The organism is Pseudofrankia asymbiotica (assembly GCF_001983105.1).
GTDB classification, from domain to species: Bacteria; Actinomycetota; Actinomycetes; order Frankiales; family Frankiaceae; genus Pseudofrankia; species Pseudofrankia asymbiotica.
Map to the genome: position 1 here is coordinate 43554 of NZ_MOMC01000002.1, position 22828 is coordinate 66381.

General features: G+C 72.6%; 21 protein-coding genes and 1 pseudogene. 13 read left to right on the top strand and 9 right to left on the bottom strand.

Annotation, left to right across the window (positions count from 1 at the left end; all coding sequences use genetic code 11):
• Positions 1-261 precede the first annotated feature (261 nt).
• Entirely contained in the window at positions 262-1260 is a 999-nt protein-coding gene (locus BL253_RS00210) for a diacylglycerol/lipid kinase family protein (protein WP_076812196.1), read from the top strand.
• Between the two features lie 36 nt (positions 1261-1296).
• Here BL253_RS00210 and BL253_RS00215 read toward each other — a convergent pair whose 3' ends face one another.
• Positions 1297-2019 (bottom strand): glycerophosphodiester phosphodiesterase, encoded by a 723-nt coding sequence (locus tag BL253_RS00215; protein ID WP_076812200.1) that lies wholly within the window; start codon positions 2017-2019, stop codon positions 1297-1299.
• 686 nt (positions 2020-2705) lie between these two features.
• Here BL253_RS00215 and BL253_RS00220 point away from each other — a divergent pair.
• On the top strand, positions 2706-2951 hold the full coding sequence (locus BL253_RS00220) for a WhiB family transcriptional regulator (protein ID WP_076812203.1): 246 nt from the start codon (positions 2706-2708) through the stop codon (positions 2949-2951).
• 630 nt (positions 2952-3581) lie between these two features.
• Here the strand turns inward: BL253_RS00220 and BL253_RS00225 are convergent.
• Positions 3582-5042: a histidine kinase N-terminal domain-containing protein gene (locus BL253_RS00225; RefSeq protein WP_198946109.1), complete on the bottom strand. Its 1461-nt coding sequence runs from the start codon at positions 5040-5042 to the stop codon at positions 3582-3584.
• A 318-nt stretch (positions 5043-5360) separates the two neighbouring features.
• On the opposite strand from BL253_RS00225, the gene BL253_RS00230 reads away from it, so the two are divergent.
• The 4 genes from BL253_RS00230 to bsaP all read left to right on the top strand — a co-directional run bounded on the left by BL253_RS00230 (position 5361) and on the right by bsaP (position 8877).
• Positions 5361-6575 (top strand): 8-amino-7-oxononanoate synthase, encoded by a 1215-nt coding sequence (locus BL253_RS00230; protein ID WP_096335878.1) that lies wholly within the window; start codon positions 5361-5363, stop codon positions 6573-6575.
• Entirely contained in the window at positions 6572-7333 is a 762-nt protein-coding gene (gene bioD / locus BL253_RS00235) for a dethiobiotin synthase (protein WP_076812208.1), read from the top strand. The genes BL253_RS00230 and bioD overlap by 4 nt, the downstream gene beginning before the upstream one ends.
• 169 nt (positions 7334-7502) lie before the next feature.
• Positions 7503-8543, top strand: coding sequence for a biotin synthase BioB (gene bioB / locus BL253_RS00240; RefSeq protein ID WP_096335879.1), 1041 nt, complete (start codon positions 7503-7505; stop codon positions 8541-8543).
• 94 nt (positions 8544-8637) lie between these two features.
• Positions 8638-8877 carry a biotin synthase auxiliary protein BsaP gene (bsaP, locus tag BL253_RS00245; protein WP_076812345.1) on the top strand — a complete coding sequence of 80 codons (240 nt, stop codon included), beginning with the start codon at positions 8638-8640 and terminating at the stop codon, positions 8875-8877.
• A gap of 74 nt (positions 8878-8951) precedes the next feature.
• On the opposite strand, the gene BL253_RS00250 is transcribed toward bsaP, so the two are convergent.
• Positions 8952-9179 carry a biotin/lipoyl-binding carrier protein gene (locus BL253_RS00250; RefSeq protein ID WP_076812214.1) on the bottom strand — a complete coding sequence of 76 codons (228 nt, stop codon included), beginning with the start codon at positions 9177-9179 and terminating at the stop codon, positions 8952-8954.
• A 240-nt stretch (positions 9180-9419) separates the two neighbouring features.
• Between BL253_RS00250 and BL253_RS00255 the strand changes: the two genes are divergently transcribed.
• Together BL253_RS00255 and BL253_RS45255 are read left to right on the top strand one after the other, a co-directional pair.
• Positions 9420-10220 (top strand): DUF5317 family protein, encoded by an 801-nt coding sequence (locus tag BL253_RS00255; protein WP_241834380.1) that lies wholly within the window; start codon positions 9420-9422, stop codon positions 10218-10220.
• 166 nt (positions 10221-10386) lie between these two features.
• Positions 10387-10461 carry a 50S ribosomal protein bL37 gene (locus tag BL253_RS45255; RefSeq protein ID WP_420801609.1) on the top strand — a complete coding sequence of 25 codons (75 nt, stop codon included), beginning with the start codon at positions 10387-10389 and terminating at the stop codon, positions 10459-10461.
• 134 nt (positions 10462-10595) lie between these two features.
• Here BL253_RS45255 and rsrA read toward each other — a convergent pair whose 3' ends face one another.
• The 3 genes from rsrA to BL253_RS00270 all read right to left on the bottom strand — a co-directional run bounded on the left by rsrA (position 10596) and on the right by BL253_RS00270 (position 12827).
• The gene (rsrA, locus tag BL253_RS00260) at positions 10596-10883 is read right to left on the bottom strand and encodes a mycothiol system anti-sigma-R factor (protein ID WP_076812218.1); all 288 of its coding nucleotides are present in this window, start codon (positions 10881-10883) and stop codon (positions 10596-10598) included.
• Positions 10880-11878, bottom strand: a complete 999-nt coding sequence (locus BL253_RS44615) for a sigma-70 family RNA polymerase sigma factor (RefSeq protein WP_274535155.1) — start codon at positions 11876-11878, stop codon at positions 10880-10882. Before BL253_RS44615 ends, rsrA begins: the two co-directional genes overlap by 4 nt.
• 94 nt (positions 11879-11972) lie before the next feature.
• Entirely contained in the window at positions 11973-12827 is an 855-nt protein-coding gene (locus BL253_RS00270; RefSeq protein WP_338013672.1) for an alpha/beta family hydrolase, read from the bottom strand.
• Positions 12828-13844: 1017 nt separating this feature from the next.
• Between BL253_RS00270 and BL253_RS45065 the strand changes: the two are divergent.
• From BL253_RS45065 to BL253_RS00300, 5 genes and pseudogenes are all read left to right on the top strand, one after another.
• Positions 13845-14366: pseudogene (locus BL253_RS45065) on the top strand (methyltransferase domain-containing protein); the annotation flags it as partial.
• A 113-nt stretch (positions 14367-14479) separates the two neighbouring features.
• A complete protein-coding gene (gene aroA / locus BL253_RS00285; RefSeq protein WP_081437855.1) occupies positions 14480-15859 on the top strand; it encodes a 3-phosphoshikimate 1-carboxyvinyltransferase in 1380 nt (459 codons plus the stop codon).
• A complete protein-coding gene (rsgA, locus tag BL253_RS00290; protein WP_076812226.1) occupies positions 15856-16872 on the top strand; it encodes a ribosome small subunit-dependent GTPase A in 1017 nt (338 codons plus the stop codon). Before aroA ends, rsgA begins: the two co-directional genes overlap by 4 nt.
• A gap of 305 nt (positions 16873-17177) precedes the next feature.
• Positions 17178-18050: a histidinol-phosphatase gene (hisN, locus tag BL253_RS00295; protein WP_338013673.1), complete on the top strand. Its 873-nt coding sequence runs from the start codon at positions 17178-17180 to the stop codon at positions 18048-18050.
• 131 nt (positions 18051-18181) lie between these two features.
• A complete protein-coding gene (locus BL253_RS00300; protein ID WP_076812352.1) occupies positions 18182-18952 on the top strand; it encodes a glycerophosphodiester phosphodiesterase in 771 nt (256 codons plus the stop codon).
• Positions 18953-19004: 52 nt separating this feature from the next.
• On the opposite strand, the gene BL253_RS00305 is transcribed toward BL253_RS00300, so the two are convergent.
• From BL253_RS00305 to BL253_RS00315, 3 genes are all read right to left on the bottom strand, one after another.
• Positions 19005-19148, bottom strand: a complete 144-nt coding sequence (locus BL253_RS00305) for a hypothetical protein (RefSeq protein WP_241834383.1) — start codon at positions 19146-19148, stop codon at positions 19005-19007.
• Between the two features lie 504 nt (positions 19149-19652).
• Positions 19653-20936 (bottom strand): alpha/beta fold hydrolase, encoded by a 1284-nt coding sequence (locus BL253_RS00310; protein WP_476644098.1) that lies wholly within the window; start codon positions 20934-20936, stop codon positions 19653-19655.
• 122 nt (positions 20937-21058) lie between these two features.
• Positions 21059-22489: a gamma-aminobutyraldehyde dehydrogenase gene (locus tag BL253_RS00315; protein WP_076812233.1), complete on the bottom strand. Its 1431-nt coding sequence runs from the start codon at positions 22487-22489 to the stop codon at positions 21059-21061.
• Positions 22490-22828 lie beyond the last annotated feature (339 nt).

The following is a 22828-nucleotide window of genomic DNA, read 5'->3' on the forward strand; positions in this document are numbered from 1 at the left end:
GCGTTGACCTTACGGCGCCACCCCCAGGCCGATTCCGCTCACATGCCCCGCGGTCGGCCCGCACGGCGTGAGGCCCGCATGGCGTGAGATCAGGGCAGAACGACGGTTCTGCCGCTCCATTGCCATCAGGTGACGCAGACGCGTCTTTCCAGCAACAGCAGGCTCTGCTTCACGCCTTGGCGACATTCTGACACTTGACTGTCATTGTGAGACATTCCGCATGCCGGCGCCGGAAAGCCGCACGGTACTACCGTGGTGGGTATGCGAGGGCTCCTGGTCGTCAATCCCGCCGCGACGACGACCACGGAACGGGTCCGCGACGTCCTCGTCACGGCCCTGTCCGCCGATGTCGCCGTCGAGACCGTCGTCACCAAGGGGCGCGGGCACGCGGCCGAGCTCGGTCGGCGCGCGTCCGAGACCGGGATCGACGTGGTCATCGCCCTCGGTGGCGACGGCACGGTGAACGAGGTCGTCAACGGCCTCCTCCACGCCGGGCCGAGGCCGGACGCGCCGGCGCTCGCCGTGGTGCCCGGCGGCAGCACCAACGTGTTCGCCAGAGCGCTCGGCTACTCCGCGTCCCCCGTCGAGGCGACCGGTGAGCTGCTGGCCAACCTGCGCGACGGCAAAAGCCGCCTGGTCGGCCTCGGCCACGCCCGCTGGGCCGACGAGGCGCGCTGGTTCACGTTCTGCGCGGGAATGGGGCTGGACGCCGAGGTCGTCGGCAGGGTCGAGCGCAAGCGCTCAGGCGGACGGCCGAACAGCGCCGGGCTGTTCCTTCGCAGCGCGCTGGCCCGGTACAGCCGCGGCTTCGGCCACGACCGGGTAGCGGTCAACCTCGAGCTCGAGAAGGGGCCGGAGACACCCAGGTCCGCCGCGGAGAGCCAGGACGACGCCGACGAGAGCGTGGCCACGCCGGACCGCGAGGTGACGGTCGCCATCGTCTGCAACGCGCTGCCGTGGACCTATCTGGGCAGCATGCCGCTTCGCGCCTGCCCAGAGGCGTCGTTCGACACCGGCCTGGACCTGCTGGGGCTGCGCAAGGCGCGGCTGTCGAGCCTGCTGCGCACCACCGGGCAGATGCTCGCCGGCGACCGTGGCCCCCACGGCCGCAACGTCGTCCTGGAACACGACCTGACCAGGATCCGAATGACCGCGACACCCACCGCCCCGTTCCAGATGGACGGCGAGTACCTCGGCGAGCACGCCGAGGTCGAGCTCACCGCCCACCCCCACGCCCTGCGCGTGATCGCGGCTGTATAGCTGGTTCGCTCCGTCCGGGCGCGGCGCGAACCGATGTCACAGCGGCGGGGCGGCGCGCAGGGCGCGGACGACGCCGGCCGGGTCGTCGCAGATGATGCCGTCGACGCCCGCGTCGCGCAGGCGCAGCGCCGCCCGTTCGTTGGTCACGGTCCAGGTGACCAGCCGGATCCCAGCAGCGCGGGCACGCTCGGCCGCGTCGGCGGCGGCGAGCACAGCCGAGGTGTGGGCATGCAGTTCCGCGTGCCCGGCGGAGCGCACGTAGGACAGGCCGCCGCTCACCGACATCCTCGGCATGGTCAGGAACGCGGTGCGCACGGCCACGCCGCTGCCTCGTACCTGCTCGATCGCGAACCAGTCGAACGACGACACGGTCACCCCGGCATCAGGCCCGGTCAGGCCGCGGGCGCGCAGCAGGTCGACCAGCGCCTGCGCGGATCGCTCGCGGGGAGCGTCGAAATCCGGCTGGCCGGGCTGGTTCTTGATCTCTATGACGATCCGCCCCCGGCCGTTCCAGGCGTCCAGCACGTCGTGCAGCGTCGGTATGCCCCTGGCCGCGAGATCGGCGGTGGGCCGACGGATCACCGCCCGGCCTCCGAGCCGGGGCAGCCGCGCGTCGTGGACACAGACGAGGTCACCGTCGGCGGTGCGCCGGATGTCGACCTCGATCCCGTCCGCCCCGGCCGTTAACGCCGCGTCGACCGCCGCGGCCGTATTCTCGGGCCCGGGGCTCCGGCTGCCGCGATGCCCCAGTACCTCCATGCGGCCTCCCCAGCGATCCGCCACCAGACCATGTCCCGCAGCCATCCTGCACCGGACGCGCCGTTTCTGCTCAGTGGGCGGATCGGTGGAGACCRCCACATCTCGCCACCGCGCCCGCCCGAACGGCCCTGACCGCCCGGCCCGACGCGGGCACCGCACGGAATGTGAGCGCGGGGCGGGAGATGCGCCGGCGCGGCCCGACGAGGCCCGGTCGGGGCGCGGAGGCCACCTCGTCGCCGAGGTCCGGAGCGACTGGCGGGAATGCCTAGTTGGCATGGTGGATCGGCGGGTGACAGGGCATGRCCTGGACGGACTATCCGGACAACACCACGCTGATGGAGCCAACTGCCCATGGCCACCAGGCATCCAGGCGGCCCGGACTAGTCATCCGGAGCGCAGCCGACTGTGGTCCGTCCGTGTCCTTAACGGACAAGTGCAGGCCAGAGATGGTGTGAACGCGGTTGCAGGTTCTTGCGCCCCTGCCGGTTCCGGTGGGAGGGTGGCGAATGTCCGAGGTGGATGGACCACATACACCAGGGCGCACTGCTGCACGCAGTTGACTAGACGACACCTGGTCGCGACGGGAACGGGGCTCGCCGCGCAGTCACGTCTCGTGACGCAACCCCAGGAGTCAGTTGAGCGTCTCTTGTGCTGAGTCGCCCGCTACGACAGAGGGAGTAGGACGCATGGACTGGCGCCACAGAGCGCTCTGCCGTGACGAGGACCCCGAGCTTTTCTTCCCAATCGGGACCACCGGGCCTGCCGAGCGCCAGATCGAAGAAGCCAAAGCTGTCTGCCGACGGTGTGCTGTGACCTCCGACTGCCTGAACTGGGCGCTGGAGACCGGCCAGGACGCTGGTGTCTGGGGCGGTCTGAGCGAGGACGAACGGCGTGCCCTGAAGCGCCAGGTGCTGCGGGTCCGCACCGCCTGACCGGCGGCGGTGTCTCCGGCCAAGGACCGGCGATCGGTCCGCTGGCCAACGGGAACGCGCACCAGCTGTGCCTGAGGGGTCATCCCTCCCTGTGAGTTCGAGCGACGCTCGAAGCACGGGTCCGTAGGCCAGCAGCCAACAACGCCAGTACCTGGCCATATATCGCAGGAATCGCTGGCCGACGCGACGCGTGGCTCAGCGATAGTTGCATCCGTGCCCAAGTCACGGAGCGTGCCCAACCGGTGCGTCTCCGACCACGGCACTCTCGGCCGTTCTGTCCTTATGGCCGCCGCCTCCGGCTGGCGCGCCATGGACGGAACGGCCGATGCTGTTTTTGGGGCCTGGACGGCCCAAAAACTGGAGGGCCCTGGTCCGGGGCTGGCGGATGCTTCCGGCCTGGCGCTCGTCAGGGTCGGTGCGATGGTCGCGTTCCGTGGAGCGGCCTGGACGGCCACGGTTTCGGCTGTGGCCGAGGCGGGCTGGCCGGGGGCTGGAGGGGGCTCGGGGGCCCGAAAGTGGGGTGCTGGCTCAACGGACATGGAGCGGGACGCAGCGTGAGCGCTCGATGGGCGCTCACTGAAGGCACACTCCACGAGCGGGGTGATACCCGCCTTCCAACGCCCCAAACACTCAACCTGAAGAAAGTGGGATCGAGAGCAACGCCTCGGTCCCCCGCTCGGCACCCGCCTGCAGACGGATGGTGCCCTGCATCTCCCCGAGCACGAGCTGACGGACGATCTGCAGGCCAAGACGTGGCGAATGCTCCAGCTGGAAGTCGTCCGGCAGGCCGGCGCCGTCGTCGGCGACCACGACATCGAGCCGGCTGGCCGTGGACCGCACCCGGATCTCGATCGAGCCCGCCGATCCGTCGAACGCATGTTCGACAGCATTCTGCAAAAGCTCGGAGAGAACAAGGGCCAGCGGCGTGGCGAGCGCCCCCGAGAGCATGCCGAACGAGCCGACCCGCTTTGTCGTCGCCCGCGTCCCGGTGGTCGCGAGGTCGACCGTGACGGACGTGATCTGATCGGCGATCTCGTCGAACGGGACCGACTCTCCCAACGTCTGCGAGAGCGTCTCGTGCACCAGCGCGATCGACGTCACCCGGCGGACCGACTCCCGCAGCGCGTCCCTGGCCTCGTCGACCTTCGTCCGGCGCATCTGCAGCCGCAGCAGCGCCGCCACCGTCTGCAGGTTGTTCTTCACCCGGTGGTGGATCTCCCGGATGGTGGCGTCCTTGCTCAGCAGCTGCGCCTCCCGGCGGCGCAGCTCGGAGACGTCGCGCACCAGGACCAGGACCTCCCTGGTCTGCCCGGGGAACAAGGGAATCGCGCGCAGCAGCACCACAGTGCTACCGACCGCGAGCTCCACTTCCACGGGCCGGCGCCGGCCGATCGCGTGCCACACCGCCGGGGTGGTGGCCGGCAGGTTGAGCGCCCGGTGCACCGAACGCAGGTCCTCACCCGTGACGTTGCCGGTGTAGCCGAGCCGGCGGTAGGCGGACAGCGCGTTCGGGCTCGCGAAGATGACCTTGCCGGCGCCGTCGAGGCGGACCATCCCGTCGCCCACCCGCGGCGCTTCCGGGAGCTCGGCGGAGCTGCCCCGGAACGGGAACAGCCCCTCGGCGACCATCAGCGCCAGGTTGTTGGCGCACTGCAGGTACGCGGACTCCAGCGCGCTCGGGGTGCGGGTGGTCGCCAGGTTGGTGTCCCGGGCCAGCACGGCGATCACCCGGTTGCCATGCCGGACCGGGATGGCCTCGGTGCGCACCGGTACGCCGCCGTCCCACTCGGGCTCGCCCTCCCGGGCGATCCGGTGCTCCCGCCACGCGTTGCGTACCACCCAGCGATTGATGACGACGCTGCCGACCTCGTCGTTGTGATACGCGGTCGGGCCAGTGGTCGGGCGCACCTGGGCGACGACGAGGAACTCCGTGTGCCCGCCCTTGTTCGCCGCCCGCTGGCTCGAGGTACGGCTGGGAACCAGCAGGAGCAGGTCCGCGAAGGAGAGGTCGGCCAGCAACGCCCAGTCGGCGACGAGCGCGTGTAGCTGATCGATGTCGTCGTCGTTCAGGTCGGTGCTCGCGCGCAGCATGTCGGCGAGGGTTCCCACGGCAGGCAGACTGCCAGAAGAAGCCGCCTCCTGAACAATCTCGGTGCCCCGAGAGTCCCAGTCCGCCCCCGCCTGGTGCCCACGCGTGCGGCCCRCCCAGGCTCACAGCGCGTCTGGGGCGGTACCTGCCAGGGGAACCGGCGCCTCCGGGCCAAACAGCACCAACCGCGTGGCCCACGCGTGGCCCCGGTCCGCGACCAGCGCTTCACATTGGGCAGCCGTACAAGCGCGCCKGGCGATTCCTGGCTCACAGCGCCAAGGGTCGTGGCCAGAACGCCGTCATACAGTCGCGACGTGACCGTGGACCAGCGACTTTCCGCCCCGCCCGCGCCACTCGCCTGGTTGGACGCGAACGCGCGGGCCCGACGCGAGGCCGGGCTCCGACGGTCGGTACGGCCCCGGCCCGCGCTGGACGACCAGGTACGCGTCGACCTGGCTGGCAACGACTACCTGGGCCTGTCCCGCCACCCGGCCGTGATCGAGGCCGGTGTCGAGGCACTGCGGACCTGGGGCGCGGGTTCCACCGGCAGCAGGCTGGTGACCGGGTCGACCGCGCTGCACGCCGAGCTGGAGGACGCGCTCGCCGCGCACACCGGGTTCGCGGCGGCCCTGGTCTTCGCCTCCGGATACGCCGCGAACCTCGGCGCCATCACCGCGCTCGTCGGGGCGGGTGACCTGATCGTCTCCGACGAGCGAAACCACGCCTCGATCGTCGACGCCTGCCGGCTGTCCCGCGCCGACGTGGCGATCGCGGGGCACCTGGACGTCGCCGCCGTCGACGACGCCCTGACGCACCGGCGGTACCGCCGGGCCCTCGTCGTCACCGACTCGGTCTTCTCCGCCGACGGCGACCTCGCCCCGCTGGCCGAGCTGCACCAGGTCGCCCGCCGGCACGGCGCGGTGCTGCTGCTGGACGAGGCGCACGCCCTCGGCGTCGTCGGCCCCGGCGGGCGGGGCGCGGCCGCCGCCACCGGCCTCGCCGGTGAGCCGGACGTCATCGCCACCGTCACCATGTCCAAGTCCCTGGGCAGCCAGGGCGGCGCCGTGCTCGGGCCGGTCGAGGTACGCGACCACCTCATCGACACGTCCCGGACCTTCATCTTCGACACCGGCCTCGCGCCCGCGGCGGCCGGTGCCGCGCTGGGTGCCCTGCGGCTCCTGGTGGCCGACCCCGCCCTGGCCACCAGGAGCCGGGCCAGGGCGATGGAGCTGGCCCGGCTCGCCGGCGCGCCGGCGCCCGCCGCGGCGGTGGTCTCCGTCGTGCTCGGCGCGCCCGAGCGGGCGGTCGCGGCCGCCGCGGCCTGCCGGGAGCGAGGCGTGGCCGTCGGCTGTTTCCGTCCTCCGACGGTGCCACCGGGGACGAGCCGGCTGCGGCTGTCCGCGCGCGCCGACCTCACCGACGACGACGTGGCCCTGTTCGCGAGCGCGCTCGCCGAGGCGCTGCGCTCCGCCGACGGCGCGGTCCGGACGGCGACGGCGACGGCGACGGCGACGGCGACGGCGACGGCGACATGAGCATCCTCGTCGTCACAGGTACGGGTACGGAGGTCGGCAAGACCGTCGTCACGGCGGCGGTGGCGGCGTTGGCGCACGGCCGGGGCGCACCGGTGACGGTGGTCAAGGCGGCGCAGACCGGCGTCGGGCCGGGCGAGCTCGGCGACGCCGACCTGATCCGCGACCTGACGGGCGTCGGCGAGGTGCACGAGCTCGCCCGCTACCCGGAGCCGCTCGCCCCGGCGACCGCGGCCCGGCGCGCGGGGCTTCCCCCCCTCGACCTGGTCGCCACGGCTGACATGCTGACCAGGCTGGCGGCCGACCACCGGCTCGTGCTCGTGGAAGGCGCGGGCGGGCTGCTGGTCCGTTACGACGACGACGGCCGTACGCTCGCCGACCTGGCCCGGCTGCTCCGGGCGCCGGTGCTCGTGGTCACCAGGGCGGCGCTGGGCACCCTGAACGACACCGCGCTGACGCTGGAGGCGCTGGCGCACCGCGGCCTGGAACCGGCCGGTGTGGTCATAGGCAGCTGGCCGACCAGCCCCGGCCTCGCCGAACGGGCCAACCTCGCCGATCTGGAGACGGTCGCCGGCCGGCCGCTCGCCGGTGTGGTCCCCGCCGGAGCGGGCCTGCTCGACCGCGTGGGGTTCCGCGAGCTCGCCCGCCGGTCGCTGGCCCCGTCCCTCGGCGGCACCTTCGACTCCGCCGCCTTCCGCGCCAGCGTGCCAGATGCCACGTCCGTCAGCCGCGCGCCGCGGGCGGGCCGGGTTCGACAATGAGCGGGTCGGTAGGAACCAATACAACGACACAAGCTCGCCCAACGGCCCCCATGCTCGGTATGGGCCTCAACGCGCGCGAGACTTCGCCGTTGTCTCGTGCCCTTCGGCCATGGACTCGACGATGACGCCACTGTCCCCGATGCCGGTTTCGGCGGCTGGAGCGAACGAAGTGACCCCACCCGTGACCACCATCAGTCCGGTTGCCCTGCCGGCGGACGCCGCCGACCTGCTCGCCACCGCCCGCCAGCACGTCCTCCTCGAGGGCAGGGGCCTGGACGAGCGGCAGGTGCTGGCCGTGCTCGAGCTGCCCGACGAGGCGCTGCCGGAGCTGCTCGCGCTCGCGCACGAGGTGCGGATGCGCTGGTGCGGCCCCGAGGTCGAGGTGGAGGGCATCGTCAGCCTGAAGACGGGCGGCTGCCCGGAGGACTGCCACTTCTGCTCGCAGTCCGGCAAGTTCGACTCACCGGTCCGCTCCGCCTGGCTGGACGTGCCGAGCCTGGTAGAGGCCGCCAAGGCGACCGCGGCGACCGGCGCGACCGAGTTCTGCATCGTCGCGGCGGTACGCGGGCCGGACACCCGGCTGATGGCCCAGGTCCGCGAGGGCGTGGCGGCGATCCGCGCCGCCGTCGACATCAACGTCGCCTGCTCACTGGGGATGCTCACCCAGGAGCAGGTCGACGAGCTGGTCGCGATGGGCGTCCACCGTTACAACCACAACCTCGAGACGGCCCGCTCGCACTTCCCGAACGTCGTCACCACCCACAGCTGGGAAGAGCGGCTCGACACCTGCCAGATGGTGCGAACGGCGGGGATGGAACTGTGCTGCGGCGCGATTCTCGGCGTCGGCGAGAGCCTCGCGCAGCGCGCGGAGCTCGCCGCGCAGCTCGCGGCGCTGGAGCCGGACGAGGTGCCGCYGAACTTCCTCAACCCGCGGCCGGGCACGCCGTTCGGTGACCTGCCCGCGGTCGAGYCGCGCGAGGCGCTGCGCGCGATCGCGGCGTTCCGCCTGGCGATGCCACGCACGATCCTGCGCTACGCGGGCGGCCGGGAGATCACCCTCGGCGACCTGGCCGACAAGGGCATGCTCGGCGGGATCAACGCGGTCATCGTCGGCAACTACCTGACGACCCTCGGGCAGTCCCCCGACGTCGACCTGGCCATGCTCGACCGCCTGTCGATGCCGATCAAGTCGCTGCAGGCGACGTTGTAGGCGAGGCGGCGCTCCGGCGAAGCGAGCCCGAAGCACCGCACCGGCGTCCAGGCGACCGCGGAGGAACCAGACAGTGACGAGGAACGAGGACCAGGTGGCAGGCCCCCACGACGGCCCTTCGCCGTACGGGGCAGGAGCGGTTCAGGTCGCGTCGGTCGGCTACTGCGACCGGTGCGGCGAGCCGGCGGCGACGGGCTCCCATGACCGCTGCGCGGCGGCGCGCGCGTTGGAGCCACCCCGCTACTGCCCCACCTGCCGGCGCAGGCTGGTCGTCCAGGTCGTTCCCACCGGCTGGACGGCCCGCTGCGCCGAACACGGCGTCACCGCCAGCTGACGAGCGGCCGGGGCGGGGGTCCGACGAGGATCCCCGCCCCGGCCAGCCCGCGGCGCGCGCCGCCCATGCCTCACTCAGGCCGGGGTCGGCTCCACGATCGCGATGAGGTCGCCGTCCTGGACGACGTCGCCCTCGCGGACGGCGATCTCCGAGACCGTGCCGCCGTCCTCGCTGATGACGGGGATCTCCATCTTCATCGAGTCGAGGATCACCAGCGCGTCTCCGGCGGCGACAGGGTCTCCCACCCCCACGACGACCTTCCAGACGTTCGCCACCATCTCGGCGCGGACTTCCTCGGCCATGGTCATCCCTTCGAGGGGCACGGTGCGCGCCGAACGCGTCACCAGAGATCCGGCAGCTGACCGGGCCGCCCACATTCACCGGCCCTCCGGTCTATCCGCCAGCGTAGTCGGCTGGCGCCGCCAGACCGGTTCAGGCGTGGGATGTCTCGGAGCGCTTTCGCCAGACCGCCTCGCCGCGAGCCCGGCCGGCATGGCGAAGGTCGGGCGGGACCCCCACGGAAGCGGTGGAAGTGCGGCGGCTTGCAAACTACAGGTGTGTTCGTTCTTCTCGTCCTCGCCCTGCTGATCGGCCTGCTGGTCGCCCGACTGCGCGGAGGGACCCTCGAAGCCCTGGGACGCGTCCGGGTACGGCTCGGCTGGCTCGCCGGGGGTGTCGTCCTGGCGCTGGTCATCGCCGCGTTCGTGGACAGCGCCAGGACCGTGGGCTGGATCGCCGCCGCCGCGCTCGCCGCCGCCCTGACCGCGGCGAACCGGCGGGTGCCCGGGCTGTTCCTGCTGTTCTTCGGGCTCGCGCTGAACGCGGCGGTGATCGGCGCGAATCATGGCCAGATGCCGGTCTCGACGGCGGCGATCAGCTCGGCCGGAGTCGAGCGGGACGATGTGGCGTCCTCGCGGTACTACACGCTCGCGGACCACGACACGCGGCTGCGCGTGCTCGGCGACGTGGTCCCGTTTCCCTTCTGGGTGGCTCCGTCGGTGCTCAGCGCCGGGGACGTCCTGATCGTGTCCGGCGTGGCGCTGTTCGCGGGGCTCGCGCCCGTGCGGGCGAACCGGACGCTGCGCGCCCGGGGCGCCGAGCGCGCCCGCAAGCGCCGCCAGCGGCAGCGGGCCGCGGCGACGACCGATGAGGACGGCCCCGCCGACGACACGGACGCGGACGCGGACGCCCGGGAAGGCCTCGACGGCCCCCCTGCCGCCACTCGCCGGCCCCGTCGACCCGCGGCGGCCCTGCCCGCCGGGCGCCCGGCGGACGCCTCCTCCTCGGGAACGTCCACCGCCGCGTCCCTCACGAAGGAACCCGGCCGCCGGTCCGACCCGTGATCAGGCGGGTCCCCAGCCCGCCCGCCACCCCGACACCGGGCTACATTGGCGGACGCGAAGTGTTCGACCGGGGTCCCTGCCGGATCGGCTTCACCGATCCGGCGGGTCCGGGGCACACGGCGCCCGTCATCCGAGGCGGCGACAGGCAAGGAAAGGAGGTCGCGGCATGGCGAAGAAGAAGCGTAAGCGGCGCGCCCGCGCCAAGAGCAAGGCCAACCACGGCAAGCGCCCCAACGCCTGACAGAAACCCCATTGGCTCGCAGTGCGGGCCCTCATGGGGATTCCCACCGCCCGGCCGCCGAGCGCGCGCAGCGTCGCCCGACGGCCGGCCGGTTGGGGAGATGCGGAATATCTACGCGAGGGCGCCCAGCGCCCCTATTCGGCGCTCAGGTCGCTGGTCGCGTCGGCCTCGACCCGCGCGGCGCGCAGGCGGGCCAGCAGGTTGGCGCGCAGCGAGTCGGGGGCCCGGTCGCCGCCGCACTTGCGCGCCACCAGCAGCTTCACCTCGTGCTCGACGCCGAACTCACGCAGGCACGGCGAGCACTCGTCGAGGTGCGAGCGGATCAGGTTCTGCTGGGTCCCGTCGCACTCGCCGTCGAGGTAGAGGAAGACCGCGTCGAGAACCTTGCGGCAGTCGATGTCGTGTGGATGGCCGCAGCTCACGAGGCACCGCCCTCGTTTCCAGGGGAACCGGCGGGAACCAGCCCACGCTCCCTGGCGTACTGCTCCAGCGACTTACGCAGGCCACGCCGGCCTCGATGCAGCCGGGACATCACCGTGCCGATGGGCGTACCCATGATCTCGGCGATCTCCTTGTACGCGAAACCCTCCACGTCGGCCAGGTACACGGCCATCCTGAAGTCCTCGGGAAGCGCCTGGAGCGCTTCCTTGATGTCGCTGTCCGGCAGGTGGTCGAGCGCCTCCATCTCGGCGCTCTTCAGACCCGTGGACGTGTGCGACTCCGCCTCCGCGAGCTGCCAGTCCTCGACCTGCTCGGTCGGGCTCTGGAGCGGCTGGCGCTGGCGCTTCCGGTAGTTGTTGATGAAGGTGTTGGTCAGGATGCGGTACAGCCAGGCCTTGAGGTTCGTGCCCTCCTGGAACTGGTGGAAGGCAGCGAACGCCTTGACGAAGGTCTCCTGAACGAGATCCTCGGCATCCGCCGGGTTGCGCGTCATCCGCAGCGCGGCCGCGTACAGCTGGTCGAGGTAGGGAAGGGCGTCACGCTCGAATCGCGCGCCCCGCTCCTCGGTGGTCTCGTCGACCAGGATCACTCCCTCACCGCTCGGGTGGCCCGGGAGGCGGTCCTCCCCGGCCGACGTCGCGGGCCGCCGGGAAGCTGACTGAACGTCAACAACCTCGCTGGTCCGCCGGCCGCCCGCCGTCGTCGCCGTCGCGATGTCGCCGGCCCCCGACGGGTCTTCGTCCGTCGTGCCTTCTCCTGTCGGGACGTCGCCCTTCAGGGTCTCACGGCCCGCCACGTCTTCCCATCGCGTGATCGGCTGCGCCGAGCGGCTGTCACTGGTCTTCCGTGGGGACGATACCCCGCTCAGCGGAGGTACGCCCGTCCACGAACCGGCCCCGCGGGCCGCCCATGTGCCTGTACCGCCGATCATCGCCGCCGGGATGGCTGGCCGGCGCAGCTGGCTCTCAGACGTCATCTGACCTCCGTGACCTTGGCTTCCGTCTCAGCCAACCACCCGGCCGCCCTCGGGATTCCCCAGGTCCACCGGACCGGGATCTTGGGCGGCCCGCTCAAGATCCCGTTTGGGCGGCCGCACAGGACGGATCCCCGGCGGCGCCCCGCGAGACCAGTTCCTCCAAGCCGCCGACGGGCGAGGAGGGCACGTCCAGCCATCGCAGCAGCCAGGTCGCCCCGAGCACCGCGGCTTCCTCGATCACCTCCTCCGCGGCGCGACCATCCCGGACCCTGACCTTGAACGAGTGGTCGGCGCCGGCCACGACGACCACCTCGACGCCGCGGCGCGGATCGGGCTCCGGTCTGCCGAAGGCGTCTCGTTCTCCCTGGATGACGCGCACCGGCACGCCGGCGCCGGACAGCTCCCCCTGGCGTGAGGGACGGTCGCGAGCAGGGGCCCCCGGACTCTCGCGAAGCGATGGCCGACGGGAAGCAGGGGTCCCCGGCCGCTCGCGAAGCGATGGCCGGGGGGGCGGTGGGTTCAACGGGAACCCGAGAGCCAGCACAGCGCGGGCCCCGACCGCCGTCGCGGTCCGCACCGCGACCCGGGAACCCATGGACGCGCCCGCCAACGCGAGCCGGCGTGGCGTGCCGTCGGCGGGCGGCGTGCCTCCGGTCAGCTCCCCGGTCAGTGCCGCGACGGCTGCCATGAGCACGGCATCGAGACGCGCCGGTCGGTCGGGCGCCTTGCGGCCGGCGACCCGGTAGGGCATCTCCAGCCGGCCGACGGTGACGCCCGCGACGACGAGCAGTTCGCTCAGGCGTCGCAGCAGCGGCGTGTCGGTGCCGGATCCGGCGCCGTGCAACAGCACCACCACCGGTGTGCCAAGGGCGCCGCCGGCCGCGCCGCCGGCACTCGCGGCCAGCCGCTGGCCAGCATCGGGAACCACGAGCAGCCGTCCGCCGTCCACAGAAACAGTGGTTTGCGCGACGGCGGATGTGGCCATAGCGATCTGGGTGGCTGGACTCGCCAGCTGACCTCCCGGCAGACCCCCCGGATCGGCGAGGCCGAGCCGGGGGCGACCCTGGGATTCGCCGCTTTGGGAGCAACCTCGGGGCGCCGCGCCCTCGACGGTTCGAGTCATGAGATCAGGTTGTGCTGTGAGCCTCACCGGAGTCCTCCCGACGACATCACGGGCGGTCCTGCCACCCGTGCTGCGCGCCGCGGGAGGAACGATGACCGCAGACCCTCCGACGTTTGAGACTTCCAGCCCTGGTCTGTGACATGCCTCGCATCGYGGCCCTTCGAAGGGTAGGAATGGTTCATGCTTTCTGGTCCCGGCGCTGATCCTGAGCTTGGTGATCCGGAGTTTCGTCGCCCCGTCGCGCCCACTGTGGTCTGCGAGGCGCCCGCGGGCAGCGACGACCCCTACTGGTCGTTCTATGACGAGGTCGCCTCGGTCCAGTTGCGCGAGTGGCTGCCAGGCGCGCCGTCCCGGGTGCTCGACGTCTCCGGGCAGCGTGACCGGTTCGCCCGGCAGATGGTGGCGGCCGGCCACCAGGTCATCCGCGTCGTCGGTGACGCCGCACACGTCACGAGCCTCCCGGCGGACCTCATGGACCGCCGGCCTTCCAGATCGCCGGACTCCCAGCGAACCCCCCAGATGACGGACCTTCCCACGGGCCTTCCGGATCGATTTCCCCGATCCGGTGGGGACCCTGGCGCCGATCCGGCGGGAACCCTGGCGCTGGGCTGGGAGGAATCCTGGCGCCGATCCGGCGGTGGCGACGGGCTTCGCCCACCCGGCCGCGGCCCCGGCTCCGGCTCCGGCCGATCCGGTGGGGACCCCATGGACCTCGGGGGGTCCGGGGAGCGCACGCGTGACCAGGTGCCGTCTCTCGGCCGTGGCCGGCCGGCGCCCTCCCCACGGGCGATGACGAGGACACCGTCCGGCGCGCGCCGGACGGGCGAGCAGTCCCGCGGGGGTCCGCCCGGTGCGCTGCGCAGCGTGGTGGGCGACGCCCGCAGCCTCGACTGGTTCGCGCCGGCGTCGTTCGACGCGGTGCTGGCCGAGGGGCGGGCGCTGTCGTTCTGCCTGGCCACCGAGAGCACCCTGGAGGAGATCCACCGGCTGCTGCGGCCGGGCGGCCAGTTGCTGCTGTGCGTCGACTCGCTGCTGCTGGGCCTGGCCCGGCTGGCCGAGCAGCACCGCTGGGCCGAGCTCTCCGACGTGCCACGGGCCGACGTCGTCCTCGTCCCGGCGGAGGACGGCACGATCACCCGCTGCTTCTGGCCCGAGGAGCTCAAGGCCGTGCTGACGAGCGCCGGCCTGGAGGTCGACTGGGTCCGGCCGCGCACCGTGCTGTCCGTCGAGGCGGTGAAGCGGGCACTGTCCACGGACATGTCCTCGTTCCCCACCCTGGTCCGCACCGAGGTCGAACTCGCCGCGGAGCGCGAGGGCGAATCCATCGGTATTCACCTCATAGCCTCCGCGAGAAGACCGAGCTAGATCGCGGCCCGCGCCGGTTCGTCCGCGTTCAGGCGTCGGACGGACGTCGAACAGACAACGAACCCGCGGACCGGCCGGCGGACCAGCGCGGCGACGAGGGCATGCTAGAGGGCGTGACGACAGCGACACGCGTTCCGGCCGACCCCTGGCCAGCGCCGACCGCGAGCGGCCCCGTGCGGGCAGTGGTGCGGGTACCCGGCTCGAAGTCCGGGACGAACCGGGCCCTGATCCTGGCCGCCGCGGCGGACGGCGTCTCCCGGCTGCGCGGCGCGCTGCGCAGCCGGGACACCCTGCTGATGGCCGGCGCGCTGCGGGCGCTCGGCGTCGGGGTGGACGCGGAGCCCTCCCCCGGCGCCGCCACGGGCACCGAATGGGTGGTGCGCGGCGGCCTCGGCCGCGGTGACGGCGGCCCGGTGGCGGTGGACTGCGGCAACGCGGGGACCGTCGCGCGTTTCACTCCGGCGCTCGCCGCGCTGACCCGCGCCGACACGCGTTTCGACGGCGACCCCCAGATGCGCGCACGGCCCCTCACCCCATTGCTCGACGCGCTGCGCCATCTCGGCGCCGTCATCGACGGCGACGCGATGCCGTTCACCATCCACGGCCAGGGCCGCGTCCCCGGCGGCTCCGTGACGGTCGACGCCTCCGGCTCCAGCCAGCTGATCTCCGGCCTCCTGCTGGCCGCCCCCGGCTACGACCGGGGGGTCGAGGTCAGCCACGTCGGCGGCCGGCTGCCCTCCGGCCCGTACCTGGACATGACGGTCACCGACCTGCGCGCCGCCGGCGCGACGGTCGAGACCACACCGGCCTACGCCGGCCGCCCCCCGGTCTGGCGGGTGGCGCCCGGCCCGCTGCGCGCCCATGACCGGGCGATCGAACCGGACCTGAACAGCGCCGCCCCGTTCCTCGCCGCCGCGGTCGCGACCGGCGGCGACGTGCTGATCCCGGACTGGCCCGAGGTCACCACCCAGCCCGGCCGCATGCTGCCCGCCCTGCTGGAGCAGATGGGCGCCCGCGCCGAGCTGACGCCCATGGGCATGCGTGTGCGCGCGGGCGACGGCCTGCACGGGCTGGACGCCGACCTCGGCGACGTCGGTGAGGCGGCCCCCGTCCTCACCGCGCTCGCCGTGCTCGCCGACTCGCCGTCCCGGCTGCGCGGCATCGCCCACCTGCGGCTGCACGAGACCGACCGGCTCGCGGCGCTCGCCGACCAGCTCGGCCGGCTCGGCGCCGACATCACCGTCACCGAGGATGGCCTGGCCATCCGGCCGGTGCCGCTGCGGGGCGCCCGGCTCGACCCGCTCGCCGACCACCGGCTCGCCATGACCTACGCCGTGGTGGGTCTCGCGGTGCCCGGCGTGGCCGTCGACGACATCGCCACGACGGGCAAGACGGTGCCCGAGTTCCCGGCCATGTGGGCAGCGATGCTCACCGGCCCGTCCCTGGTCTCGGACGTCACTGACCAGCCCCTGGCCCCAGACAACTCTGGATGAGCGGCGCGCGACGAAGCGGGCGCGATCTCGACGAGGACGACGTCCGCACCCGCCCGGGGCGCGGCTCGCGGCCGCGTACCCGTGAGCGTCCCGAGCACGCCGACGCCGTGGACGCGGTCGTGGTCGCCGTCGACCGCGGCCGCTACAGCTGCCGGCGCACCCTGCCGGACGGCCGGGCCGACCCGGCCGGCACCCTGGTGGCCGCGATCCGAGGCGGGGACCTGCGCCGGGTGCCGGTCGTCGTCGGCGACCGGGTGGCGCTCGTCGGCGACGTGTCCGGCGATCCGGGCGCGCTCGCCCGGATCGTGCGCCGCGCCGAGCGCACCAGCGTGCTGCGGCGCACCGCCGACGACAGCGACCCGACCGAGCGGCCGATCGTCGCGAACGCCGACCAGCTCGTCATCGTGACGGCCCTCGCCGACCCACCCCCGCGCACCGGCCTGATCGACCGCTGCCTGGTCGCCGCCTACGACGGCGGCCTCGACCCGGTGCTCTGCCTGACCAAGGCGGACCTCGCGGACGACGAGACGCTGCGCGACCTGTACCGGCCGCTCGGCCTGACCATCGTCACCAGCCGCCCGGACGTCGACCCCGCCGGGCTGCGAGCGCTGATCACCAACCGGGTGAGCGTGCTGTTCGGTCACAGCGGCGTCGGGAAGTCCACCCTGGTCAACCGGCTCGTCCCGGACGCGGCCAGGGAGATCGGCGTGGTGAACGCGGTGACCGGCCGGGGCCGGCACACGTCGTCGGCCGCGGTGGCGCTGCCGGTTCCCGGCGGCGGCTGGGTGGTGGACACCCCGGGGGTGCGTTCGTTCGGGCTCGGGGCGATCAGCCTGGCCAGGGTGCTCGCCGCGTTCGCCGAACTGGCCGAAGCCGCCGCCCACTGCCCGCCCGGCTGCACCCACGCCGAAGGACTCGCCGACTGCGCCCTCGACGAGGCCGTCCGTACCGGCCACGCCGACCCCGCCCGCCTGACCAGCCTGCGCCGGCTGCTGGCCGCACGGGGCGGGTGAGAGCTGTCTCTCATTTTTGTGACGCGGCCGTCGATAGGTGAGACCCGTCTCATTTCAAGTGCTGCCTTCTGACCGGCTCGTCACGGTTGCGGGTGAGCCCGCCTCATTTCACGGCGTACTTTCTGGCCTGCTCATCGGCGTAACAGGCCGAGATCCGCCGCGTTTCAGGGTCTGACCGTCCGCGGGGTCCCGTAGATCGCCTCCGRCCACCGTTCAGAAGCACCCGGCTGATCCGTCTCGGCGCCAGTATTGGCGGCCTGTGGGGAAGGAGGACCGGCGGGAGCGGAACCGTAGGCTCTACAGCCGTGAAGCTGTCTGACCCGGCGGCGGCCGACTCCGCCACCAACTCCGGCTCGGCGACCGAGCCGGCCGCGGACGGCTGGCCCACGCCGGCCGACGACCTCGCCCTGGCGTTGAGCCTCGCGGACGCCGCCGACAAGATCACACTCGCTCGGTTCCTGGCGGTGGACCTGCGGGTGGAGTCAAAGCCGGACAACACCCCGGTGTCGGACGCGGACACCGCCGTCGAGTCGATGATCCGGGAGCGACTGGCGGTGGCCCGTCCGGACGACGCGGTACTCGGCGAGGAGGAGGGGCTGACAGGCGACGCCCAGCGGCGCTGGATCCTCGACCCGGTCGACGGCACCAAGAACTTCGTGCGGGGCGTTCCCGTCTGGGCGACGCTGCTCGGGCTCGAGGTGGACGGTGAGATGGTCGTCGGCGTCGCCAGCGCCCCGGCCATGGGCCGGCGGTGGTGGGCGGCCACCGGCGCCGGCGCGTTCACCCGCACCGCCACCGGCGACACCCGCGCCCTGCGGGTGTCCTCGGTGTCCCGGCTGGAGGACGCGTTCCTGTCGTTCGCCTCGTTGGAGGGCTGGACCGAGCGCGGGCGCCTCGACGAGCTGCTCCACCTCGCCGGCCAGGTCTGGCGGACCAGGGCGTACGGCGACTTCTGGTCGCACCTGATGGTGGCCGAGGGCGCGATCGACGTCGCGCCCGAACCGGTCGTCTCGCTGTGGGACCTCGCCGCGCTGCAGGTCATCGTCGAGGAGGCCGGCGGCCGGTTCACCGACCTGCGCGGCCGGCGCGGCGCCGGGCACGGCACCGTGCTCTCGACGAACGGCCACCTGCACGAGGCGGCGCTGGCCTCCTTCGTGACGAGCGGCTCCGCGCGCTGATCGGCGGGGCGGTCGCGGACGGCCCGCTCGCCCGCTGGCGGGCAGGTGCCCGGCGCTGCGCGAGGGCCCCGCTCCGCGGCCCTCGGCACCAACCCTCGCCCGGTGAGAGCGAAGACATGGACGGTGACGCCATGGACGGCCCGGACGCCGGCCCGGAGCTGGCCGCCCGGCGCGGGCCGATAGGGTTCGCGCACCGTGGGGCACCCGCCTGGTACCAGCGGGAGAACACGCTGCCGGCGTTCGCGCGCGCGCTGGCGAGCGGGGCGACGGGGCTGGAGTCGGATGCCTGGCTCGCCGCCGACGGAGTGCCGGTGCTGCTTCATGACCGGGCATACGGGCCGCCGAGGCTGCGCCGCGACGTGACGGCGCTGCCCGCCGACGCGCTGCCGGGCTGGCTGCCGACGCTGTCCGCGTTCTACCAGGCGCTTGGCACCGACTTCGAGTTCAGCCTGGACGTGAAGACGCCGGCGGGCAGGGCGGCCGACGCCGCCGTGGCCGCGGTGCTGGCCGTGGCACGGGCGGCCGGCGCGGACGCGCCACGCCGCCTGTGGCTCTGCGGCCCCTTGGGTAGCCTGCGCGTCTGGCGCGAACTCGACCCCGATGTGCGCCTGGTCAACTCCACGTCGATGCGCGAGGTCCGCGCGGCCGGCGGAATCGGCCGCTATGCACACGAACTGCGTGCCGCCGGCGTGGCCGCGTTGAATCTGCGTTCCCGGGAGTGGGTGGCGCCTACCGCCCCGATAGCCCAGGTGCTGCACGACCATGGCCTGCTGGCCTTCGGTTGGGACGCGCAGCGCCCAACCACTCTCGCCCGGCTGCTCGGCTACGGCCTGGACGCCGTCTACTCAGACCACGTCGACCATCTCGTGACCGCCACCGCCAAACACACCGTCGGGCGCTGAACCTTACCTCCCAGATTGCGATCTGGGAGGTAAAGGATCTGCGAGGTTAGGTTCAGTCCTCGTCGACGGCGGCGACTTTCAACATCTGCGACGGAAAGCCGGTCCGCTCCGCGACATTATCCACCGAGTAACCCTGGCGTACCAGGTCGCGAGCCTGCTCGAGGGTCCAGCCGCGGCCCGGATCGAATCGCGTCACCACTACATCACTCGCCCCCCGGCGTTCATCCGGCCAGCTGAGACGTGCACGGCGTGCCAAGGATCGACCTCCGAATAGTCCATCGGGGTGTCCACATGACCCCTTCGGCGAACAAGGCGGCTCACACCGTCCTCGTTCGCCAGCCTCGTCACCAGCCTTGTCGCCGGGACTGGTCACCAACATTGGTCAGATTGCCGGTGGCCGACAGGCCTAACTCTACGGTAGCGCTTCCCGGAGACTAAATGTGGAACTTACCCGTGCAACTTGTCACTGACGTTGGCCTTACCAGTAGCTGACCGCCGCGAGTCACGGGCATCGCCGACCGGCGCGCGGCGCCCGATACAGCCGGGCCCGCACGGTCCGACCCGTTCGGGGCACTCATGCCGCCACCTACCGGACGGCAGGCATGATCCACTCATCTTTGGGTCACCGCCGTCTTGCTTGTCGACGCTACCGAAAGCACCACGACTCCTTCGGACAGCACGATGGCCGCCCGGCGCGGGCTCATCCCGCTTTGTAGAAACGTCCCAGCGGCTCGGTGCGCTCCGTTCTCGGCGCTCGTTCCGCCGGTTCGGTCAGCTCCGTCGCTTCCACCGGTTCGGTCAGCTCCGTCGGTTCCGTCGCTTCCGTCGGTTCCGTCGCTTCCGTCGGTTCCGTCGCTTCCGCCGGTTCCGTCGCTTCCGTCGGTTCCGTCGCTTCCGCCGGCTCCACCGGTCTCTCGGGCTTCGCCGGCCGTTCCGCTGCCCGAGCGGTCCCCCCGCGCGCGCCGCGGGCGCCGCGGGTCCCGCCCCCCAGCGTCCGCGGGCGGTCCGCGGCCGCGCCCTGGCCGGCCGGGGACGTCGAGTCCGCGCCCACCGCACCCGCGAGGGGCTCGCCGGGCGGCAGGGAGCGCGAGCGCAGCAGCGCCCGCCACTTGCGGGCCGAGTGGCTCGCCGGGCGAGTGGTCGCGAGGAAGTCCTCCAGGACGGCCTGGAACCGATCGGGGTCGGTGTGATGGGGAAAGTGGCCGGCGTCAGGGAAGATCTCCAGCCGGCTGCCGGGCATGGCCTCATGGGCGATCTCGGCATGTGTGACCGGAATCACGGCGTCATGCTCGCCCCACATGATCAGCGTCGGCATCCCCTGCGCCAGGTAGCAGCGGTCAAGCATGGTGATCGCCTGGCCGCGGGAGTCCGCGGCCGCTCGCAGCGTCCGCAGAAACGCCGCCCGCGCACCCGGCGTGGTCAGCGCGTCGAACACCCGGGTCAGATCGGCCGCGTCACGACCGAGATCGGCTCCCAACAGTCCGAGCGCGCCGATCACACCCCGGCCGGCGACGCGGGCCGGCGGCAGCCGAAGCAACGAGAGCAGCGCCTCCCCACCCGGCGTGGCCGCCAGCCGCAGGACGGGGTGCAACTCGGGCCCGACGCCGCCGGTTCCGACCAGGACCAACCGCTCGCAGCGCTCCGGGAACTGGTACGCGAACTGCATGGCCACGCCGCCGCCCAGCGAGTGCCCCACCACCGTCACCCGCTCGATGCCGAGCACCGCCAGCAGGTCACGCATCCCGCAGGCGAACCCGCCGATGGAGTAGTCGGCGCGCGGCTTGTCGGACAGGCCATGGCCGAGCAGGTCGGGCGCGATGACCGTGTGCCGGCGCGCGAGCCTGGACAGCACCGGGTCCCACGTCGCCGAGCTGTCCCCGATGCCATGGATGAGCAGGACCGCCGGGCCGCGCCCGGCACGCACGTAGGCGCGCCGGTAGCCGTGCACCGTGACGAACCGCTGCGACCGMTGGCCCGTTCGCATCGCGACCACCGCCTCCGTGCCCCTGAGGACTGGCGGAGGTGCGCGGGAGGAGCAGACCGTGCACTCCGCCGGCACCGCGCCGACGTCGCTCGCGGACCTTGGGGGCAGCGCTTCCGCGAGGCCTAGAACTCGAGGTTGTGCATGACGTGCTTGATCCGGGTGTAGTCCTCGAGCCCGTAGATCGAGAGATCTTTACCGTAACCGCTCTTCTTGAAACCGCCGTGCGGCATCTCCGCGACGATCGGAATGTGCGTGTTCACCCACACGCAGCCGAAGTCGAGGCGGCGGGTGACCCGCATGGCGCGCCCGTGGTCCGACGTCCACACGCTCGACGCGAGGCCGTACTCGACACCGTTGGCCCATCGCACCGCCTCATCCTCGTCCGAGAACCGCTGCACGGTCACGACCGGCCCGAAGACCTCCTGCTGGGCGAGCTCGTCGTCCTGGCGTACGCCGGCGATGACCGTGGGTGGGTAGAAGTACCCCGGACCATCGACCGCCACGCCACCCGCCACGACCTCGGTGTGCGCGGGCGCCCGCGTGACGAACCCGCTCACGCGGGTGAGCTGGTTCGCGTTGTTCAGTGGCCCGAAGGCGGCATCGGGGTCCGACGGCGGGCCGATGTGGGTGCCGCGGGCGGCCTGGGCGAGCGCCGCGACGAGGTCGTCGTAGATACCGGGGGCGGCCAGCACCCTCGTCGCCGCGGTGCAGTCCTGGCCGGCGTTGAAGTAGCCCGCGCCGGCGATCCCCTCCGCCACCCGGACCGGGTCGACGTCGTCGAACACCACGACCGGCGCCTTGCCACCGAGCTCCAGATGCACCCGCTTGAGGTCGTCAGCCGCGGCCTTGGCGACCTCCGTGCCGGCACGGACGCTGCCGGTCACCGAGACCATCGCCGGCACCTTGTGGGTGACCAGGGCCCGCCCGGAGTCACGGTCACCGCAGACGACGTTGAGCACGCCCGGCGGCAGGAACTCGGCGGCGATCTCGGCCAGCAGCAGGCTGCTCGCCGGCGTGGTGTCCGACGGCTTCAGGACCACCGTGTTGCCGGCCGCGAGCGCGGGCGCGATCTTCCAGATCGCCATCATGAACGGGTAGTTCCACGGGGTGACCTGGCCGCAGACGCCGATTGGCTCACGCCGGACGTAGCTGGTGTGCCCGGCCAGGTACTCCCCGGCCGCGCGGCCCTCCAGCAGCCGCGCCGCTCCGGCGAAGAACCGGACCTGGTCGGCCGACGGCGGGATCTCCTCGTCCAGGGTGAGCTGGACGGGCTTGCCCGTGTTGCGGCTCTCGGCCGCGACGATGTCGTCGGCGCGCTCCTCGATCGCGTCGGCGATCCTCAGCAGGGCGCGGGCACGCTCGCTCGGCGTCGCGTCCCGCCAGGACTCGAACGCGTGTGCCGCCGCCGTGACGGCACGGTCGATGTCGGCGGGGCCCGAGAGCGGCGCCTCGGCGTACTGCTCGCCGGTCGACGGGTCGACGATCGGCATCGTTCGGCCGTCGGCCGCCGGCACGTGCTCGCCGTCGATGAAGTTACCCAGAACCGTGCCCATCCGGCCTCTCCCGTCCCCGACGTCAGCCCTCCGCGGTCCCCACATCCGCCGGGCTCAGACTCCACCACATTCCGGAATCCGGCACGCGGCCGCGCGGCGCGAGAACGTGACGGACCTACGGATGCCGTCTTCGGACCGGCCAAGTACGGTCGAAGACGGCAGTTGCCCGCACACTAGGGCACGGATACCACACTCGGATAGATGTCCCTGAGCACGTCGTCCACGGTGTGGCCGAAGGCTGTCGGGACGCGGTGACCGACGGCCCGCACAATGCGGCCCCAGGCCGCCGCGGGTCCCGCCGCCGAAGGGCGCCAGGATTCCGAGGTAGAACACGGATCG

Coding starts and splice junctions, on each gene's coding strand:
- BL253_RS00215 (WP_076812200.1), bottom strand. CDS start 2,019: ATGGAGGTACTGGGGCATCGCGGCAGCCGGAGCCCCGGGCCCGAGAAT.
- BL253_RS00210 (WP_076812196.1), top strand. CDS start 262: ATGCGAGGGCTCCTGGTCGTCAATCCCGCCGCGACGACGACCACGGAA.
- bioD (WP_076812208.1), top strand. CDS start 6,572: ATGAGCATCCTCGTCGTCACAGGTACGGGTACGGAGGTCGGCAAGACC.
- BL253_RS00250 (WP_076812214.1), bottom strand. CDS start 9,179: ATGGCCGAGGAAGTCCGCGCCGAGATGGTGGCGAACGTCTGGAAGGTC.
- rsgA (WP_076812226.1), top strand. CDS start 15,856: ATGAGCGGCGCGCGACGAAGCGGGCGCGATCTCGACGAGGACGACGTC.
- BL253_RS00315 (WP_076812233.1), bottom strand. CDS start 22,489: ATGGGCACGGTTCTGGGTAACTTCATCGACGGCGAGCACGTGCCGGCG.
- BL253_RS44615 (WP_274535155.1), bottom strand. CDS start 11,878: ATGACGTCTGAGAGCCAGCTGCGCCGGCCAGCCATCCCGGCGGCGATG.
- BL253_RS00225 (WP_198946109.1), bottom strand. CDS start 5,042: ATGCTGCGCGCGAGCACCGACCTGAACGACGACGACATCGATCAGCTA.
- BL253_RS00300 (WP_076812352.1), top strand. CDS start 18,182: ATGGACGGCCCGGACGCCGGCCCGGAGCTGGCCGCCCGGCGCGGGCCG.
- BL253_RS00220 (WP_076812203.1), top strand. CDS start 2,706: ATGGACTGGCGCCACAGAGCGCTCTGCCGTGACGAGGACCCCGAGCTT.